We start from the raw sequence: 16929 nt of genomic DNA on the forward strand, positions 1-16929 counted from the left end.
TAATAAAATAAGTGATGAAACTAAAAATTAAAACAGGAGACACAGTACGAGTAATGGCTGGTGACCATAAAGGGTCAGAAGGCAAAGTGCTACGTGTTGATCGCGAGAAAAATAAAGCGATTGTTGAGGGAGTAAATTTAGTGTCTAAACACACAAAACCGAATGCTCAAAATCCTCAAGGAGGAATCGTTAAAAAAGAGGCTTTTATTCACATTTCAAACTTGGCTCTAATTGATGCTAAAACGAAACAACCAACACGTGTTGGATTTGAGGTTAGAGACGGTAAAAAAGTGCGAATTTCTAAAAAATCTAATGAAGTAATATAGTTATGGCGTACGTACCTAGACTAAAACAAGAATATAAAGAGCGCATTATCGCGGCTCTTAAAGAAGAATTTGGCTATAAGAATGTAATGCAGGTTCCTAAACTTGAAAAAATAGTTGTGAGCCGTGGAGTTGGTTCAGCTGTTGCCGATAAAAAACAAATCGATTATGCAGTAGACGAATTGACAAAAATTACAGGTCAAAAGGCAGTTGCAACCTATTCTAAAAAGGACGTAGCTTCTTTCAAACTTCGTAAAGGAATGGCAATCGGTGCTAGAGTAACTTTAAGAGGTGAGAGAATGTATGAGTTTTTGGATAGATTAATCACAGCGGCTTTGCCACGAGTGAGAGATTTCCAAGGAATCAGTGCGACTGGATTTGATGGTAGAGGAAATTACAACTTGGGTGTTACTGAGCAAATTATTTTCCCTGAAATTGATATCGATAAGATTAATAAAATTGCAGGTATGGATATCACCTTCGTAACTTCTGCTAACACCGATAAGGAAGCAAAATCATTATTAAGCGAATTAGGATTACCTTTTAAAAAGAACTAGTATATGGCTAAAGAATCAATGAAAGCCCGTGAGGTTAAGAGACAAAAATTGGTAGCTAAATATGCAGCAAAACGTCAGGCTTTGAAAGAAGCAGGTGATTACGATGCGTTACAAAAGCTACCTAAAAACGCTTCTCCTGTACGTTTGCACAATCGTTGTAAATTAACAGGAAGACCGAAAGGTTATATGCGTACGTTTGGTATTTCGCGTGTATTGTTCCGTGAGATGGCTAATAAAGGATTAATTCCGGGCGTTAAAAAAGCAAGTTGGTAATAATTAAAAGGACAAAGAATATGTATACAGATCCTATTGCAGATTATTTAACAAGAATTAGAAATGCGAATAATGCAAGGCATAGAGTCGTTGAAATCCCTGCTTCTAATTTGAAAAAAGAGATTACCAAAATCTTATTTGATCAGGGGTATATTTTAAGTTATAAGTTTGAAGATGATACTGTTCAAGGTACTATCAAAATAGCTTTAAAATATGACAAAGTAACGAAAGAGCCTGTCATTAAGCACATTGAAAGAGCAAGTAGACCAGGATTGAGAAAATATGCTGGAGCTGATAATCTTCCTCGCGTGTTGAACGGTTTGGGAATTGCTGTTATCTCAACCTCACAAGGGGTGATGACAGGTAAAAAAGCCAAAGAACTGAACATCGGCGGAGAAGTAATTTGTTATGTTTACTAATAAATAAAAGACAAAAAAATGTCAAGAATAGGTAAAGCACCCATCAAAATTCCTGCGGGAGTTACAGTAACTATCAACGGAGCTGTTGTTACCGTAAAAGGAAAGTTAGGCGAATTGACCCAAGAGGTTAAAGACATTGCTGTTAAGCAAGAAGATGGACAATTAGTGTTAGAAAAAACAGCTGAAACTAAAGACCAAAATGCAAAACATGGTTTGTACAGAGCTTTGTTAAACAATATGGTTGTTGGTGTTTCAGAAGGGTTCACTAAAGAATTAGAATTAGTAGGGGTTGGATACCGTGCTTCAAACCAAGGTCAAAAATTGGATTTAGCATTAGGTTTTTCTCATAACATTATTTTAGAGTTACCGCAAGAGGTAAAACTTGAGACTGTGAATGAGAAAGGTAAAAATCCAATCATTAAATTAACTTCTCATGACAAACAATTGGTGGGACAAGTAGCGGCTAAAATCCGCAGTTTCCGTAAACCTGAACCTTACAAAGGAAAAGGTGTTAAGTTTGTTGGTGAAGTGTTGAGAAGAAAAGCAGGTAAATCAGCTTAATAGTTAGAACAATGGCATTATCAAAATTAGAAAGAAGACAACGTATTAAAAGCAGAATCAGAAAAGTTGTTAGTGGTACTGCAGAGCAACCTCGTTTGGCTGTTTTCAGAAGTAACAATGAAATTTATGCTCAAATAGTGGACGATACCAAAGGGACTACTTTAGTGGCTGCATCTTCAAGAGATAAAGAAATTAGTGCTGCAAAAGCAACTAAAACTGAAAAAGCAGCATTGGTTGGAAAGGCTATTGCGGAAAAAGCTTTGAAACAAGGTATTGAGAAAATCGCTTTCGACAGAGGAGGTTATCTTTACCACGGGCGAGTGAAATCATTAGCTGAAGGAGCAAGAGAAGGCGGACTTAAATTCTAAAAACTATGTATCAGAAATATAAAAATGTAGAATATGTAAAACCAAGTGGTCTTGAATTAAAAGACCATTTGGTAGGAGTTCAACGTGTTACTAAAGTAACAAAAGGAGGACGTGCATTCGGTTTCTCTGCTATCGTTGTAGTAGGTGATGAAAATGGAGTTGTTGGTCACGGATTAGGAAAATCAAAAGAAGTTGCTGAAGCAATTGCTAAAGCAGTTGAAGATGCAAAAAAGAATTTGGTTCGTATTCCTTTGAACGGAACAACATTGCCTCATGAGCAAAAAGGTAAGTACGGAGGAGCTCGTGTTTATTTGCAACCTGCAACTGAAGGTACTGGAGTAATTGCTGGGGGAGCTGTACGTGCCGTTTTGGAGGCAGTTGGAGTTCACAACGTACTTTCAAAATCACAAGGTTCATCGAACCCTCACAACGTGGTGAAGGCTACTTTTGACGCACTATTGCAGTTGCGTTCAGCAAAAACAATTGCTGCTCAACGTGGAATTTCTTTAGAAAAATTGTTTAAAGGTTAATATTGGAACAATGGCAAAAGTTATAGTAACACAAGTAAAAAGTAGTATCAAGCGTCCAAAAGACCAAAAATTAACTTTGGAGGCTCTTGGTTTAGGTAAGATAGGAAAAGCGGTTGAGCATGAAGCTACACCAAGTATCCTTGGTATGATTAATAAAGTAAAACACTTAATTTCTGTTGAAGAAGTTAAATAATATTTTTATACAAAGTTATGAACTTGAGTAATTTACAACCTGCAGAAGGTTCAATTCACAGAGAAGGGAAGCGCGTTGGTCGTGGGCAAGGTTCCGGTAAAGGAGGTACTGCTACACGTGGACACAAAGGAGCGAAATCTCGTTCAGGCTATTCTAAAAAGATTGGTTTCGAAGGAGGGCAAATGCCTTTGCAAAGACGCGTACCAAAATTCGGTTTCAAAAATATTAACCGTAAAGAGTATGTAGGAATTAACTTAGGACAATTGCAAGACTTGGTTGATTCAGGAAAAATTACTGATACAGTTAATATGGAAACCTTAGTTCAACTCCACATAGTTAAGAAATCGGATTTAGTTAAAATCTTGGGTGGAGGAGAATTAAAAGCAAAATTAAAAATATCTGTTCATAAGTTTACAGCAAGTGCCAAATCAGCAGTTGAGGCTGTTGGAGGTGAGGCTGTGACCTTGTAATGTATCGAATTATTATGAAGTTTATCGAGAACCTAACCAATATTTGGAAAATAGAAGAGTTAAAAAATCGAATTATCTTAACTCTTGGAATTTTGTTAGTTTATCGTTTCGGAGCACATATCGTTCTTCCGGGGGTTGATTCCGCTCAATTACATGAGTTGGCAACGCGTACCTCGGGAGGCGGCTTGCTTGATATCTTAAATGCGTTTACTGGGGGAGCTTTTGCTAACGCCTCAGTTTTTGCGTTAGGTATTATGCCATATATCTCGGCTTCGATTGTTGTTCAATTGATGGGGATCGCAATTCCATACCTTCAAAAACTGCAAAAGGAGGGGGAAAGTGGTAGAAGAAAGATAAACCAAATCACTCGATGGCTTACCATTGCAATATGTGTTGTTCAAGCTCCTGTTTATCTTTATGGTATTGGACAATTGGGCGTTCCTGACAGTGCTTTTATTCTAGGAAAAGGTCTTGATTTTATGATTCCAGCGGTGCTAATATTAGTAACAGGAACTGTTTTTGCGATGTGGTTAGGGGAGAAAATCACTGACAAGGGAATTGGCAACGGTATTTCGTTGCTCATCATGGTCGGGATTATTGCACGTCTTCCACAGGCATTTGCTGCTGAGTTTGATGCTCGTGTGGCCCAATCAAATGGAGGCTTGATGATGATTTTGATTGAAATCATTATTTGGTTTGTCATTATCTTGCTTTGTATTTATTTGATTAAAGCAACTCGTCAAATTCCAGTTCAATACGCAAGAAGAACTGCTGATGGAGGAACTGTAGCTGAGAAAAACATATTTGGTGCACGTCAGTATATTCCTTTGAAGTTGAATGCTTCAGGGGTAATGCCAATCATCTTTGCTCAAGCGTTGATGTTTATTCCAGCTGCTGTTGCAGGTTTGTCTAAATCAGAAACTGCATTAAGCGTTCAACAGGCATTCAGTAATATGTTTGGCTTCTGGTATAATTTGTTGTTTGCAACAATGATTATATTGTTCACCTATTTTTATACTGCCATTACGGTGCCAACCAATAAAATGGCTGATGATTTGAAACGTAGTGGAGGCTTTATTCCTGGTATTCGTCCCGGAAAAGAGACAGGAGATTATCTTGACAAAATCATGTCATTGATTACATTGCCTGGTTCCATTTTCTTAGCCTTAATAGCGATTTTCCCAGCTTTATTGAAGGTTATTGGAATGCAAGATTCTTGGGCGTTGTTTTACGGAGGTACATCGTTACTGATTTTGGTAGGGGTTGCCATTGATACGGTACAACAAGTAAATTCATATTTGTTGAATCGTCACTACGATGGTTTGATGAAAACAGGTAAAAATAGAAAGGCTTAATTTTGATATATGGCTAAACAGGCAGCAATTGAACAAGATGGAACTATTGTTGAGGCGTTGTCCAATGCAATGTTCCGAGTAGAATTAGACAACGGACACGTAGTGATTGCTCATATCTCGGGAAAGATGCGTATGCATTACATCAAATTGCTTCCAGGGGATAAGGTGAAACTTGAAATGAGTCCGTATGACCTAACAAAAGCTCGAATCACATATCGCTATTAAGAGGGATTATCTGGTAATAAATTCCATATTTTATAGAAAAATAAAAAACTTTGACAAAGTTTCAAGGCTTTGTCAAAGTTTTGTAAAGAAGTAAGGTGTTGAAAATCAAATATTAATTGGTTTTTAAGCTCTGTCTGTTTTGATTTTATAAAAATAAAAGTGGTATTTATATAAAAAAACACATATAAATTCAAAATATTTTGTAGTTTTGCAAACTCTATGATATAAACAAAAGGAAATGAAAGTTAGAGCATCAATTAAAAAAAGAAGTCCCGAGTGCATCATTGTGCGTCGTAAAGGGAGATTGTACGTAATTAACAAAAAGAATCCTAAATTTAAACAAAGACAAGGATAATTATGGCAAGAATTGCAGGTATTGATTTACCAAAAAACAAACGTGGGGTTATTGGACTAACCTATATTTTTGGTATCGGAAAAAGTAGAGCTAAAGAAATTTTAGAAAAGGCTCAAGTAAATGAAGACAAAAAAGTAAACGAATGGAATGATGATGAAATCAGTAACATTCGTGAGGTCGTAGCTTCTTATAAAATTGAAGGAGAGTTACGTTCAGAGATTCAGTTGAACATCAAACGTTTGATGGACATTGGATGCTATCGTGGAATCCGTCACAGAATAGGGTTGCCTTTGCGTGGTCAAAAAACGAAGAACAACTCTCGTACAAGAAAAGGTAAAAGAAAAACTGTTGCGAATAAGAAAAAAGCAACTAAATAATAAGTAGTTAGTATGGCAAAATCAAATGCAAAAAACGCAAAAGTTTCTAAGAAGAGAAAGGTTGTTGTAGAATCGGTTGGTGAAGCACACGTTTCCGCAACTTTCAACAATGTGATAATTTCTCTTACGAATAAAAAAGGAGACGTAATTGCTTGGTCATCAGCAGGTAAGATGGGCTTTAGAGGGTCTAAAAAGAATACACCTTACGCAGCGCAAGTGGCAGCAGAGGATGCTTCGAAAGTGGCTTTTGATGCAGGTTTGAAGAAAGTAAAGGTATATGTAAAAGGACCAGGAAACGGTAGAGAATCCGCTATCAGAACTATCCACAATGCTGGAATTGAAGTAACTGAAATTATTGATGTTACTCCATTACCTCACAATGGTTGTCGTCCACCAAAGAGACGTAGAGTTTAATTAATTTATTATTAAATAACGAAGGGTTTTTTGATTATCGAAGGAATGCCTTAATTCATAATCCCCTTTTATTAGAAATAAGAAAAAATGGCAAGATATACAGGACCAAAAACAAAAATAGCTCGTAAATTTGGTGAAGCCATCTTTGGCGATGATAAATCTTTTGAGAAAAAGAACTATCCACCAGGGCAACACGGGATTGCTCGTCGTAGAGCAAAACGCTCTGAATATGCTATTCAGTTGCAAGAAAAACAAAAAGCTAAATATACTTACGGTATTTTAGAGAAACAATTTCGTAATTTGTATGAAAAAGCAAAAAGAAGTAAGCACGTCACAGGTGAGGTGCTGTTGCAGTTGTGTGAATCACGTTTGGATAACGTAGTTTATCGTATGGGAATTGCCCCTACACGCAGTGCTGCACGTCAGTTGGTTTCGCATCGTCATATCACGGTAAACGGAGATATTGTTAATATTCCGTCTTATTCTTTAAAACCAGGTGATGTGGTTGGTGTTCGTGAGAAATCAAAATCTTTGAGCGTTATTGAAAACTCATTATCAGCAAGTAGTGCTGTTTATGAGTGGATAACTTGGAACACTGAAAAATTAGAGGGTACATTTGTTGCCGTGCCTCAACGTATTCAGATTCCTGAAAATATTAAAGAACAGTTAATCGTAGAGTTGTACTCTAAATAATAAATAAGACAGCAGTCAAATTATGGCATTATTCAACTTTCAAAAACCCGATAAAGTTATAATGATTGAATCATCTGATTTCGAAGGACGATTTGAATTTCGTCCTTTGGAACCAGGATATGGTTTAACAATAGGTAACGCATTGCGGAGAGTTATGTATTCTTCATTAGAAGGTTTCGCAATTACTTCTGTAAAATTTGATAAAGTAGGACATGAATTTTCTACGATTTCAGGTGTAGTGGAAGATGTAACCGAAATCATCTTAAATTTGAAACAGGTACGTTTCAAGAGACAAATTGAAGATATAGAAAACGAAACGGTAACTATTGCCGTTTCAGGTAAGAAACAGTTGACTGCGGGTGATTTTCAAAAATATCTTTCTGGATTTCAAGTACTAAACACGGATTTAGTAATTTGTAATATGGAGTCTTCTGTAACTTTCAATATGGAAATTACTATTGAAAAGGGTAGAGGATACGTTCCAGCTGAGGAGCATCTAAATCAGAACACAGCTGTTGGAGTTATCATGACCGATGCTATTTTTACTCCAATCAAAAATGTGAAATATTCGGTTGAAAACTATCGTGTAGAGCAAAAAACTGACTACGAAAAGTTGGTTTTCGAAATCAAAACAGATGGGTCGATTCATCCTAAACAAGCCTTGACGGAAGCTGCTAAAACGTTGATTCACCACTTCATGTTATTCTCTGATGAGAGAATTACTTTGGAGTCAGATGAAATAGCTCAAACAGAATCATACGATGAGGAGTCATTGCATATGCGTCAGTTATTGAAAACCAAATTGGTTGATATGGACTTGTCGGTACGTGCGTTGAATTGTTTGAAAGCGGCAGAAGTTGAAACTTTGGGTGATTTGGTTTCATTCAACAAAGTTGATTTGATGAAATTTAGAAACTTTGGTAAAAAATCACTTACAGAACTTGATGAATTAGTTGCCAATAAGAATTTAACTTTCGGTATGGATTTGTCAAAATATAAATTAGATAAAGATTAACCCGCTTTTGCGTATTTAATTAAGGAAAAATGAGACACGGAAATAAAATTAATCATTTAGGAAGAAAAACTGCTCATAGAGAGGCTATGTTGGCAAATATGGCTTGTTCGTTGATTGAGCATAAGAGAATAAACACTACTTTGGCAAAGGCAAAAGCTTTGAAATTATTTGTTGAGCCATTAGTTACAAAATCAAAAGAAGATACAACGCATAATCGTCGTATTGCTTTTAGTAGATTGAGAAATAAATATGCTGTTACTGAGTTATTTAAAGAGGTTTCAGTAAAGGTGGGCGATAGACCAGGAGGATATACTCGTATTATCAAGTTGGGAAATCGTTTGGGAGATAATGCTGAAATGGCATTGATTGAGTTCGTTGATTATAACACTACGTACAACGTAGAAAAATCAGCAGCTAAAAAGAAATCTACGCGTCGTAGTAGAAAAAAAGCTGAGACAACTTCAGCTTCTGAGACTGAAACTACTGCAACTGAAGAGTAGTTAAAAGTGTAAAGAAAAAACAAGCCATCTAATTTTTTAGATGGCTTGTTTCGTATTTGAATGTTTTAAGCGTTTTGGATTATGATAAGATACAGGGCTTAAATTCGTTCTTTTACTTTGTAGCGTTTTTCTTTGCGTTTGTTACGTAGGATAATTTCGCCTAAAAATCCTGCAACAAAGAATTGGGTTCCAATAATCATTGTTGTTAATGCCATGTAAAATTCAGGTCTGTTAGCAATGAGTCGGTTGCTAGGGTTTATGAACAGTTTGTCTACTCCTAGGTAGAAAGCAAATAAAAAACCAATAAAGAACATTAAAACTCCTAAAGCGCCAAAAAAGTGCATTGGTCTCTTACCAAAGTGGGAAATAAAACTGATAGTAATTAAATCCAGAAATCCGTTGATGAATCGGTTCATTCCGAATTTTGTTTGCCCGTATTTTCTTGCTTGATGGATAACAACTTTTTCAGTTATTTTTTTGAATCCAGCATTTTTTGCTAGCACAGGAATATAGCGGTGCATTTCGCCGTTTACATCAATATTCTTAACTACTTCATTTCGGTAGGCTTTCAGTCCGCAATTGAAATCGTGGAGCTTTAGCCCTGATGTTTTTCGTGCTGCCCAATTGAATAATTTAGAAGGTAGATTTTTAGTTAATTTTGAGTCATATCGTTTTTTCTTCCAACCTGAAACTAAATCAAATCCATCGACTTTAATCATTTGATATAATTCGGGAATTTCATCGGGGCTGTCTTGTAAGTCAGCATCCATTGTTATGACTACATCGCCTTTTGCTTTTTTGAATCCGATGTTCAAAGCCTGTGATTTTCCGTAATTTTTGAGGAAACGAATACCAACAACACAAGGGTCTTGAGATTTTATTTCTTTGATGATCTGCCACGAGTGGTCGGTACTCCCATCATCTATAAAAAGAATTTCGTAAGAAAATTCGTAAGAAATCATTGTCCGACGAATCCATTGATGTAATTCAGGCAATGATTCTTGTTCATTTAAGAGGGGAATAACAATTGATATGTTTGGAGTTTGATTCATACAGACACAGATTACTTAAACACGAATTCCTACGGAAAGCATTCCTTGATATTCTTTGTTTTTTCTGAAAAAGGAAACCGCTTTTGAGCAAGTTGGAACTACTTTTAATCGGCGTTCGGCTATGTTTTCGAGTACTTTTTTCATGAAGTCATCAAAAAAAGTGGCTTCAGCATTTTCAGGAATATATATTCTTGTTAAAAAAATCTTGATGTCTTGCACCGAGTATTCAATGAAGGCGGTTTCATTGTTAACTTTTGTTTGAAACTGGCGAGAAAATTCGCTGTCAATAATTTCAATCATATTTATTTTAATTCGTATGATTAGTGATTAATGAAGTGTCAATGTTGTTTTTGATTTTGGTAAAAAAAATAGTATTTTTACGTCCTGAAAAAAAACAAAAAGCCAACTTCGGCACAAAGTTACAAAATAAAATTTAATTTAGAATGGAAAAAAACAAAAAGCATATTTATCTAATGCCAGGAATGGCAGCAAGTCCTAAAATTTTTGAATTTCTTGAATTTCCATCGAATTATGAAACTCATTTATTGGACTGGATTTTACCGATTGAGGAGGAATCTCTTTCGGAATATGCTTTTCGTTTGGCTCAGCAAATTACACATCCGAAACCTACTTTATTGGGGGTTTCGTTCGGAGGAATTATTGTACAGGAAATCGCTAAAATTATTGATTATGAAAAAATTATCGTAGTTTCAAGTGTAAAAACTAAATATGAACTGCCTAAAAAAATGCTATTGGCACGTTATACAAATTTGCATAAATTGTTGCCCGTTGGTTTAGTTAATTCATTGGAATATTGGAAGCAATTTTCTTTTATTGATTCCATTACAAAGCGTATAGAACTTTATGAAAAGTACATTGGGATGCGATCAATCTCTTATTTGGACTGGAGCATTGATAAAATTGTAAATTGGGAGCAAACAGAGCCTTTACCGAACACAATTCATATCCACGGAGATAAAGATGCAGTTTTTCCAATGAAATATATTTCTGATGCTATTGTAGTAAAAAATGGCACACATATTATGGTTATTAATCGTTACAAATGGTTTAATGAGAATTTTTCGAATCTGTTGTAATAATTTCCGTATACCATTTCTACTTCAATTTTGCTGAGATAAAAGGAATAGTAAACGCTTTGTTTTAGGATGTTTATTATTATGGAAGAATGTTTTTTGTAGGGAAGTTTTGTATATTTTGTTTCATAGTATCAACGGTATTTTACAGTTGTTTTGTGTTTAGAAATATTCTATTATTCTGCTGTAGTTTTAAAAATATGTGAAAATAACCCTTTTTTTCTTGCAAATCTTCAAAAAAAATAGTAAACTTGCACAATGTTTCGAGATTAGAAAAACTCGAATTTAATTCATTAATCAAAAAACTTCTTATATTTTGAATGAACTTGTTTTAGAACTAACCGATATTCATCCACAGCAGTTCTTCGGCGAAGATGAGGTAAATATTAAAAAGATAAAATCTTGTTTTCCGAAATTGAAGATTGTAGCCAGAGGTAATAAAATTTTAGCTTTTGGAGAGGAAAACTTGTTAAAAGATTTTGCCAAAAAAATAGAATTATTGCAGGCGTATTTCAGTAAATACAACCGATTGGATGAACGTAGCATTGATAGTATTTGCAATGCTGATGATACTGAGCCTATAGAAACAATAAATCAGAAGGAAACCGATGTGATTGTCCATGGAGTGGGGGGGAAGGTTATTCGTCCGCAGACCAAAAATCAATTCAAGTTGGTAGAGTTGATGAAAAAGAATGATATGGTTTTCGCTGTAGGCCCCGCAGGAACAGGAAAGACCTATGTAGGTGTAGCACTTGCAGTTAAAGCACTGAAAGAAAAGCAAGTAAAACGAATTATTCTTACCCGACCTGCAGTGGAAGCAGGGGAAAATTTAGGGTTTCTTCCAGGGGATTTGAAAGAGAAGCTAGATCCGTATATGCAACCTCTTTATGATGCTTTGCGTGATATGATTCCTTATGAAAAACTTAGTGGTTTTATTGAATCAGGGGTAATAGAAATTGCTCCCTTGGCGTTTATGCGTGGGCGTACGCTTGATAACGCTTTTGTGATTTTGGATGAGGCTCAGAATACTACCCATGCTCAAATGAAAATGTTCCTCACACGTATGGGGCGTAATGCTAAGTTTATGATTACGGGTGACCCGGGTCAAATTGATCTACCTCGAAAGGTATCTTCAGGGCTGAAAGAGGCTTTGTTGATTCTGAAAAATGTCAAGGGGATTGGTATGTTACATTTGGATGATAAAGACGTGGTTCGACATCCGTTAGTACGAAATATTATTGAGGCGTACAAAAGTATTGAGAATATAGAATAAACGTAAGTGCGATTCAGTAAATGACATCAGAACATTTAGATATTAAAATTCAGAATGTTATTTCACAACGTGTAACATAAATTTTTCTGCACCTTAAGAGCTAAATAATTGAAAAATAATATAAAACATAAATATATTACATAAAAATATGAATACAACATTAGTAATTTTAGCGGCAGGTTTGGGGAGTCGCTTTGGTTCCGACAAACAATTAGAGGAAATTCATAACGGAAATGCTTTGTTTGATTATGGGATTTATGATGCGATTGAAGCGGGGTTTTCGGACGTAGTTTTGATTATTAGAACCCAGATTGAAGAGCTTACTAAAAAACATTTAGAAAATCGTTTCAAAGGGTTGCCTGTTTCCTTCGTATATCAAGATTTACAAAATCCAGAAGGCATTGTGCGTCAAAAACCTTGGGGTACAGGACATGCAATGCTCTGCGTAAAAGACGTGGTTAAGAATCCGTTTTTGATTATGAATGCTGATGATTATTACGGAAAAGATGCGTTTTCATACATGGTAAAAGCCTTAAAATCAGGTAAAGAAAAAACTTTTTATTCAGCAGGTTATTTATTGAAAAACACATTGAGCGAAAATGGGACAGTTTCAAGAGGAGTTTGTAATGTGAATGAAAATAATCATCTGCAATCGATAGTTGAGGCTACAAAACTCAGAAAAATTGACGAAAATATGGCTATTGATGAAGAAACAGGCGAAAAATATCCTTTAGGAACGTTCGTTTCAATGAATTTTTGGGGATTCACACCAGAAATTTTTCCAATGGCACAGAAATTATTTGCTGAATTTGTAGAAGCTAATAAAGAAAATCCAAAAGCAGAGTTTTTCATTCCGTTAGTGGTACAACATGCTATTGAAAAAGAAGGGTATACTTTGGAAGTGTTACCTAATAACGATGCTTGGTTTGGAATGACCTACCGCGAAGATTTATTGAAAGTACGAGAAGAAATTAAAAATTTGACTGTAGCAGGAGGATATCCGGAGAATTTCTAATTAAGGAATCAAATTTCTTACTTGCTCAACTGTGAAGGTTTCACGAGATTTTGACTTATTGAGATAAGGAGTTTATTCCATTTTGCTAAAATTAGAGATTTTTTTTAACTCTCAACTAGTGTTACAATCTCTGAATGTCGAATTTACATAGATTTTGTTATACGCAAAAATCTTCATATACATTTGATTTACCAATTAAAAATATAAAATAAAATGAAAAATACAGCTGAAAGAATTGCTCCTTTGTTTGATTTTAAAGGAGATATCGTTTCCGTTGAGCCTTTTGGAAATGGGCACATCAATTATACTTTTTTAGTGAAAACTACTGAACAAGAGTATGTGCTTCAGGGAATTAATACCAATGTGTTCAAAAAACCACATGCAATCATTAAAAATATTGAATTGCTTTGGGAAACTGTTGCTGATAACACTATTATTCTGAATATGTTACCAGTCAAAACGGGAGGTTTTTCGGTAGAAGCAGACAATGCTTTGTGGCGTGCGGTTCCGTTTGCGAAGAATTATGTGGCATACGAATTTGTTAAAGAAGCATGGCAGGCTGAGAAAGCTGCATCGGCTTATGCAACGTTTATCAAAACATTTGAAAAGATAGATACTTCAAGATTGGAGGATACTATTCCTGATTTTCATAACGGGATGAAGCGTTTTCAACAATTAGAAGATGCTTTTGCACAGGCGAAGTCCGAACGCATCGAAAAGGCACAACATCTCTATGATTTTGCAAAGTCGCACAAGGTAATATTTGATGAAGTACAGAAAGCTGTGGATGAAAAACGCATCCCTATTCGTGTTACTCATAACGATACAAAAATAAATAATGTATTGATTCACAAGGATAATCCGAACGATTTCAAAGTTATTGACTTGGATACAGTGATGCAAGGAATTTTATTGTATGACTTTGGAGATATGGTGCGTACCTCTGTGAGTCCTACTAATGAAAATGAACCTGATGATTCAAAAATTGTGTTCAATGAAACTTTCTTTGAAGCCATTTGTAAAGGATTTTCAGTGATGAAAGACGTAATGACAGAGACCGAAAAACGGATGGTTTTGGATGGTGCTAAATATATGATTTTTATTATCGGAGTACGTTTCCTTACGGATTATTTTAATAATGACATTTATTTCAAAACTTCATTCCCCGAAGAAAATTTTGTTAGAGCAAGAAACCAATTTGTTCTATTACAACGTTTAGAAGATAAAGAACCTGCATTGAGAGCAGTTGTTGATAAATGGTTTAAATAAAATAAACAATAAAAGGTAAAAACTGTCTGAAAAAAAGTGTACATTTGCAACTTGGTTCAGACAGTTTTTTTTATGATAAGAAATATTTTTGTACTCCTATTAACCATTCTTCCCATTTATATTTATTCCCAAACTCAAGTTTCAGGTAAAGTTATTGATGATCAAGGAAAACCACTTCCCTTTGCGAATATCATTTTTGTGAATTCTACGAAAGGAGTAGTGTCGGATGCTTCAGGAAAATTCTCCTTATACTCAGAGAAAAACCATAATTATATTGAAGTTTCTTCCTTAGGGTTCACATCTAAAAAAATACGATTACAACATAAAATCACAAAAAATCTTATTGTAGAACTTACTGAAGGAGAAGAGCTTGAAGAGGTTGTTGTAGTAGGAAAACCAACCAAGTCACTTTCGAAAAAAGAAAACCCAGCCTACACAGTTCTACAAGGTATTTGGAAAAATAAGAGTAAAAAAGGACTTAAAAATTCACAGGCATATGAGTATAAGAAACATAGTGTCTCAGAGTTGGGTATCAATCAATTAGATACGATTTTCCTAAAAAAGGTTTTAGGAAATGATTATGCTGAGTTTGAACAAACTCTTATGGAACGAAAAAACAGGGGCTTTTTTTCAATGCCGATTTATATTAAAGAAAACGTACAAAAGGTCTACGGTAACAACCAAATCAATAAACAACGAGTTGATACAGAGGCAGAACGCTCACAAGGAGTAGCTCAAAATGGTTATGGTTTAGAGCGAATCACCAAGGCATTTGATGAATTTGATATCTACGAAAATTCATATTTGATTTTAAATCGCCCATTTGTAAGCCCTCTCTCGGAATATGGCTACGGGACGTATCACTATGTTTTAAAAGATACTTTAGTAGAAGAGAATCGAAATTTCTATCGCATTTATTTTTTTCCAAAAATAGATGCTGATTTGGCTTTGGAAGGAAATTTTATTGTGGATACTAAAACTTTTATTATCAAAAGTATAGAGATGAAAACTACTCCCAAAACCAATTTGAATATGGTGCGGGGATTGTTTTTCGAAAAGCATTTTACCATTGAAAATGATAGTATTTATTATCTTCAAAAAGAAATTCAAGAAGCTGATTTTACGATTCTTTCTAAGGACATAGAAGAGAAAGGCTTGTACATTCGTAATACCATAGGATACTCTGATGTGGTCCTGAATCAACCAAAAGCGACTCTTTTTTATGAACAAAAAATAGTTCAAAAATATAGGGATCAATTTGTTAAAGGGGATACATATTGGCAACAAGCAACCGTGAAGTCGGCAAATATTTCTAAAACAACTCGGTTGATTAAGGAAGTGGCTGATAATCCGAAAGTTAAATTAATTACTACACTTGCAGATATTATAGGTACAGGGTATGTATCGTTAAATTCAATCCCTTTGGGTAAAGGACTGCAATTCGGTACATATTGGCAGGTGTACGAATCAAACGATGTTGAAAAGCATCGATTTAGATTAGGTTTCAGAACATTTAATTCAATTGAAGATCGTTTTCGCTCTTATTTTTACGGAGCTTATGGCATTGGAGATAAGCGGTTTAAGTATGGATTAAGTGCTAAATATTTACTTTCGGAGGAACCTCGAGTGACGTTTGGAGGTGCTTATCAGGATGACTATTTGCAATTAGGAAACTATTTGATTCACGATGATGGTAATTTCACATTCCGAAGAGGAAGTAACGCCATTATTAATCGAGGAGAAAACTATTTTTTGACCAGAAATCAAAAGACATCAGCGGCTATAACGTATGTGCCGTTAAAAAACATTGAAGTTAGTGTTTTTGGAGTATATCAGCACTCACAATCTGCCGATCCTGAACATTTTTTCATAGCCTTTCGCGATTTGAAGAATAATCAAACATATACCAATTATACCGATTTCAACACAGGATTGAATATCAAATTTACCCCAGGAAGAAACGTCTTTGGCTATGGGGTGGAGCAACGTTATGGAGAGAAAATACATGATACTTACGTGTTTAAATATACTAAAGGAGCATCAGGAGCTTTAGGAAGCCAATTTGACTATGATAAAGTACAGGTTTTAATCAAAAAACCTATTACTGTTTGGAATTTAGGAATGCTGAACACAACTTTTGAGGCAGGGAAAATTTTTGGTACCGTACCGTTGACTATTTTGACACCAACGCCTGCCAATCAAGCCTATTCGATTATACCTCAGTCGTTTGCGTTGTTAGATTATTATGATTTTATAAATGATACCTATCTTAATGGTTATTTTGAGCATCATTTTAACGGGTTTATTTTGAATAAAATTCCACTTGTCGACAAAACAAAATTACGAAGTTTATTATTTGCTCGTTTTGCTTATGGTACTATAAGTCAGCAAAATAGAGATGCTCACCAAACGAATCTAATATACAATACGCCTGAAAAATTGTATTGGGAATACGGTTTTGGTATTGAAAATATAGGTTTTGGAAATATTCGCCCGTTTCGTTTAGATTTTATATGGCGTGGTGATTTTAATGATGTTAACGGTACTCGGAATCCCAAGTTTGGCATTCGTTTTAGTGTCATGCCTAATTTTTAATGT

Annotated in this window: 24 protein-coding genes; 22 read left to right on the forward strand and 2 right to left on the reverse strand. The window is 35.1% G+C overall.

Annotation, left to right across the window (positions count from 1 at the left end; genetic code table 11):
* The first annotated feature begins 14 nt into the window (after nt 1–14).
* The 17 genes from rplX (at nt 15) to rplQ (ending at nt 8628) form a co-directional block, all read left to right on the forward strand.
* On the forward strand, nt 15–326 hold the full coding sequence (gene rplX, locus ACF3OB_RS08995; RefSeq protein WP_042009325.1) for a 50S ribosomal protein L24: 312 nt from the start codon (nt 15–17) through the stop codon (nt 324–326).
* Nucleotides 327–328: 2 nt separating this feature from the next.
* Entirely contained in the window at nt 329–880 is a 552-nt protein-coding gene (rplE, locus tag ACF3OB_RS09000) for a 50S ribosomal protein L5 (RefSeq protein ID WP_042009323.1), read from the forward strand.
* Between the two features lie 3 nt (nt 881–883).
* A complete protein-coding gene (gene rpsN / locus ACF3OB_RS09005) occupies nt 884–1153 on the forward strand; it encodes a 30S ribosomal protein S14 (RefSeq protein ID WP_042009322.1) in 270 nt (89 codons plus the stop codon).
* Nucleotides 1154–1173: 20 nt separating this feature from the next.
* A complete protein-coding gene (gene rpsH, locus ACF3OB_RS09010; protein WP_042009321.1) occupies nt 1174–1572 on the forward strand; it encodes a 30S ribosomal protein S8 in 399 nt (132 codons plus the stop codon).
* A gap of 18 nt (nt 1573–1590) precedes the next feature.
* Nucleotides 1591–2133 carry a 50S ribosomal protein L6 gene (gene rplF, locus ACF3OB_RS09015; protein ID WP_042009320.1) on the forward strand — a complete coding sequence of 181 codons (543 nt, stop codon included), beginning with the start codon at nt 1591–1593 and terminating at the stop codon, nt 2131–2133.
* 11 nt (nt 2134–2144) lie between these two features.
* Nucleotides 2145–2501, forward strand: coding sequence for a 50S ribosomal protein L18 (gene rplR, locus ACF3OB_RS09020; RefSeq protein ID WP_042009319.1), 357 nt, complete (start codon nt 2145–2147; stop codon nt 2499–2501).
* A 5-nt stretch (nt 2502–2506) separates the two neighbouring features.
* Nucleotides 2507–3031, forward strand: a complete 525-nt coding sequence (gene rpsE, locus ACF3OB_RS09025) for a 30S ribosomal protein S5 (protein WP_042344528.1) — start codon at nt 2507–2509, stop codon at nt 3029–3031.
* Between the two features lie 10 nt (nt 3032–3041).
* A complete protein-coding gene (gene rpmD, locus ACF3OB_RS09030) occupies nt 3042–3224 on the forward strand; it encodes a 50S ribosomal protein L30 (RefSeq protein WP_042009314.1) in 183 nt (60 codons plus the stop codon).
* A 17-nt stretch (nt 3225–3241) separates the two neighbouring features.
* Complete coding sequence (rplO, locus tag ACF3OB_RS09035) at nt 3242–3694, forward strand: 50S ribosomal protein L15 (protein WP_042009312.1); 453 nt, start codon at nt 3242–3244, stop codon at nt 3692–3694.
* 11 nt (nt 3695–3705) lie between these two features.
* Complete coding sequence (secY, locus tag ACF3OB_RS09040; protein ID WP_082021483.1) at nt 3706–5049, forward strand: preprotein translocase subunit SecY; 1344 nt, start codon at nt 3706–3708, stop codon at nt 5047–5049.
* A 9-nt stretch (nt 5050–5058) separates the two neighbouring features.
* Nucleotides 5059–5274 (forward strand): translation initiation factor IF-1, encoded by a 216-nt coding sequence (infA, locus tag ACF3OB_RS09045; RefSeq protein WP_041987579.1) that lies wholly within the window; start codon nt 5059–5061, stop codon nt 5272–5274.
* A gap of 238 nt (nt 5275–5512) precedes the next feature.
* Entirely contained in the window at nt 5513–5629 is a 117-nt protein-coding gene (ykgO, locus tag ACF3OB_RS09050; protein WP_041913510.1) for a type B 50S ribosomal protein L36, read from the forward strand.
* 2 nt (nt 5630–5631) lie between these two features.
* Nucleotides 5632–6006, forward strand: a complete 375-nt coding sequence (rpsM, locus tag ACF3OB_RS09055) for a 30S ribosomal protein S13 (RefSeq protein ID WP_042009307.1) — start codon at nt 5632–5634, stop codon at nt 6004–6006.
* Nucleotides 6007–6018: 12 nt separating this feature from the next.
* On the forward strand, nt 6019–6420 hold the full coding sequence (gene rpsK / locus ACF3OB_RS09060) for a 30S ribosomal protein S11 (protein ID WP_042009305.1): 402 nt from the start codon (nt 6019–6021) through the stop codon (nt 6418–6420).
* Nucleotides 6421–6507: 87 nt separating this feature from the next.
* Nucleotides 6508–7113: a 30S ribosomal protein S4 gene (rpsD, locus tag ACF3OB_RS09065; RefSeq protein ID WP_042344531.1), complete on the forward strand. Its 606-nt coding sequence runs from the start codon at nt 6508–6510 to the stop codon at nt 7111–7113.
* A 22-nt stretch (nt 7114–7135) separates the two neighbouring features.
* Entirely contained in the window at nt 7136–8128 is a 993-nt protein-coding gene (locus ACF3OB_RS09070; protein WP_042009301.1) for a DNA-directed RNA polymerase subunit alpha, read from the forward strand.
* Between the two features lie 29 nt (nt 8129–8157).
* Nucleotides 8158–8628: a 50S ribosomal protein L17 gene (rplQ, locus tag ACF3OB_RS09075; RefSeq protein ID WP_042009299.1), complete on the forward strand. Its 471-nt coding sequence runs from the start codon at nt 8158–8160 to the stop codon at nt 8626–8628.
* 98 nt (nt 8629–8726) lie between these two features.
* Here the strand turns inward: rplQ and ACF3OB_RS09080 are convergent, their stop codons facing one another.
* The gene (locus ACF3OB_RS09080) at nt 8727–9680 is read right to left on the reverse strand and encodes a glycosyltransferase family 2 protein (protein WP_042346723.1); all 954 of its coding nucleotides are present in this window, start codon (nt 9678–9680) and stop codon (nt 8727–8729) included.
* 15 nt (nt 9681–9695) lie between these two features.
* Nucleotides 9696–9980: a GNAT family N-acetyltransferase gene (locus ACF3OB_RS09085; RefSeq protein WP_052458372.1), complete on the reverse strand. Its 285-nt coding sequence runs from the start codon at nt 9978–9980 to the stop codon at nt 9696–9698.
* Between the two features lie 143 nt (nt 9981–10123).
* Here ACF3OB_RS09085 and ACF3OB_RS09090 point away from each other — a divergent pair, with 143 nt between their 5' ends.
* The 5 genes from ACF3OB_RS09090 (at nt 10124) to ACF3OB_RS09110 (ending at nt 16926) form a co-directional block, all read left to right on the forward strand.
* Entirely contained in the window at nt 10124–10777 is a 654-nt protein-coding gene (locus tag ACF3OB_RS09090) for an alpha/beta hydrolase (protein ID WP_095911836.1), read from the forward strand.
* Nucleotides 10778–11090: 313 nt separating this feature from the next.
* Entirely contained in the window at nt 11091–12047 is a 957-nt protein-coding gene (locus ACF3OB_RS09095) for a PhoH family protein (protein WP_042009394.1), read from the forward strand.
* A 148-nt stretch (nt 12048–12195) separates the two neighbouring features.
* Nucleotides 12196–13062, forward strand: a complete 867-nt coding sequence (locus ACF3OB_RS09100) for a sugar phosphate nucleotidyltransferase (RefSeq protein ID WP_042009295.1) — start codon at nt 12196–12198, stop codon at nt 13060–13062.
* Nucleotides 13063–13275: 213 nt separating this feature from the next.
* Nucleotides 13276–14331, forward strand: coding sequence for an aminoglycoside phosphotransferase family protein (locus tag ACF3OB_RS09105; RefSeq protein WP_042344534.1), 1056 nt, complete (start codon nt 13276–13278; stop codon nt 14329–14331).
* 72 nt (nt 14332–14403) lie between these two features.
* Complete coding sequence (locus tag ACF3OB_RS09110; RefSeq protein ID WP_392447503.1) at nt 14404–16926, forward strand: DUF5686 family protein; 2523 nt, start codon at nt 14404–14406, stop codon at nt 16924–16926.
* Nucleotides 16927–16929: the final 3 nt, after the last annotated feature.

This window comes from Capnocytophaga canis, from assembly GCF_043187445.1.
Taxonomy (GTDB): domain Bacteria; phylum Bacteroidota; class Bacteroidia; order Flavobacteriales; family Flavobacteriaceae; genus Capnocytophaga; species Capnocytophaga canis.

Bases quoted from the DNA above. Each gene is read 5' to 3' on its own strand.
- rplX (WP_042009325.1), top strand. From the start codon at position 15: ATGAAACTAAAAATTAAAACAGGAGACACAGTACGAGTAATGGCTGGT.
- rplE (WP_042009323.1), top strand. From the start codon at position 329: ATGGCGTACGTACCTAGACTAAAACAAGAATATAAAGAGCGCATTATC.
- rpsN (WP_042009322.1), top strand. From the start codon at position 884: ATGGCTAAAGAATCAATGAAAGCCCGTGAGGTTAAGAGACAAAAATTG.
- rpsH (WP_042009321.1), top strand. From the start codon at position 1,174: ATGTATACAGATCCTATTGCAGATTATTTAACAAGAATTAGAAATGCG.
- rplF (WP_042009320.1), top strand. From the start codon at position 1,591: ATGTCAAGAATAGGTAAAGCACCCATCAAAATTCCTGCGGGAGTTACA.
- rplR (WP_042009319.1), top strand. From the start codon at position 2,145: ATGGCATTATCAAAATTAGAAAGAAGACAACGTATTAAAAGCAGAATC.
- rpsE (WP_042344528.1), top strand. From the start codon at position 2,507: ATGTATCAGAAATATAAAAATGTAGAATATGTAAAACCAAGTGGTCTT.
- rpmD (WP_042009314.1), top strand. From the start codon at position 3,042: ATGGCAAAAGTTATAGTAACACAAGTAAAAAGTAGTATCAAGCGTCCA.
- rplO (WP_042009312.1), top strand. From the start codon at position 3,242: ATGAACTTGAGTAATTTACAACCTGCAGAAGGTTCAATTCACAGAGAA.
- infA (WP_041987579.1), top strand. From the start codon at position 5,059: ATGGCTAAACAGGCAGCAATTGAACAAGATGGAACTATTGTTGAGGCG.
- ykgO (WP_041913510.1), top strand. From the start codon at position 5,513: ATGAAAGTTAGAGCATCAATTAAAAAAAGAAGTCCCGAGTGCATCATT.
- rpsM (WP_042009307.1), top strand. From the start codon at position 5,632: ATGGCAAGAATTGCAGGTATTGATTTACCAAAAAACAAACGTGGGGTT.
- rpsK (WP_042009305.1), top strand. From the start codon at position 6,019: ATGGCAAAATCAAATGCAAAAAACGCAAAAGTTTCTAAGAAGAGAAAG.
- rpsD (WP_042344531.1), top strand. From the start codon at position 6,508: ATGGCAAGATATACAGGACCAAAAACAAAAATAGCTCGTAAATTTGGT.
- ACF3OB_RS09070 (WP_042009301.1), top strand. From the start codon at position 7,136: ATGGCATTATTCAACTTTCAAAAACCCGATAAAGTTATAATGATTGAA.
- rplQ (WP_042009299.1), top strand. From the start codon at position 8,158: ATGAGACACGGAAATAAAATTAATCATTTAGGAAGAAAAACTGCTCAT.
- ACF3OB_RS09080 (WP_042346723.1), bottom strand. From the start codon at position 9,680: ATGAATCAAACTCCAAACATATCAATTGTTATTCCCCTCTTAAATGAA.
- ACF3OB_RS09085 (WP_052458372.1), bottom strand. From the start codon at position 9,980: ATGATTGAAATTATTGACAGCGAATTTTCTCGCCAGTTTCAAACAAAA.
- ACF3OB_RS09090 (WP_095911836.1), top strand. From the start codon at position 10,124: ATGGAAAAAAACAAAAAGCATATTTATCTAATGCCAGGAATGGCAGCA.
- ACF3OB_RS09100 (WP_042009295.1), top strand. From the start codon at position 12,196: ATGAATACAACATTAGTAATTTTAGCGGCAGGTTTGGGGAGTCGCTTT.
- ACF3OB_RS09105 (WP_042344534.1), top strand. From the start codon at position 13,276: ATGAAAAATACAGCTGAAAGAATTGCTCCTTTGTTTGATTTTAAAGGA.
- ACF3OB_RS09110 (WP_392447503.1), top strand. From the start codon at position 14,404: ATGATAAGAAATATTTTTGTACTCCTATTAACCATTCTTCCCATTTAT.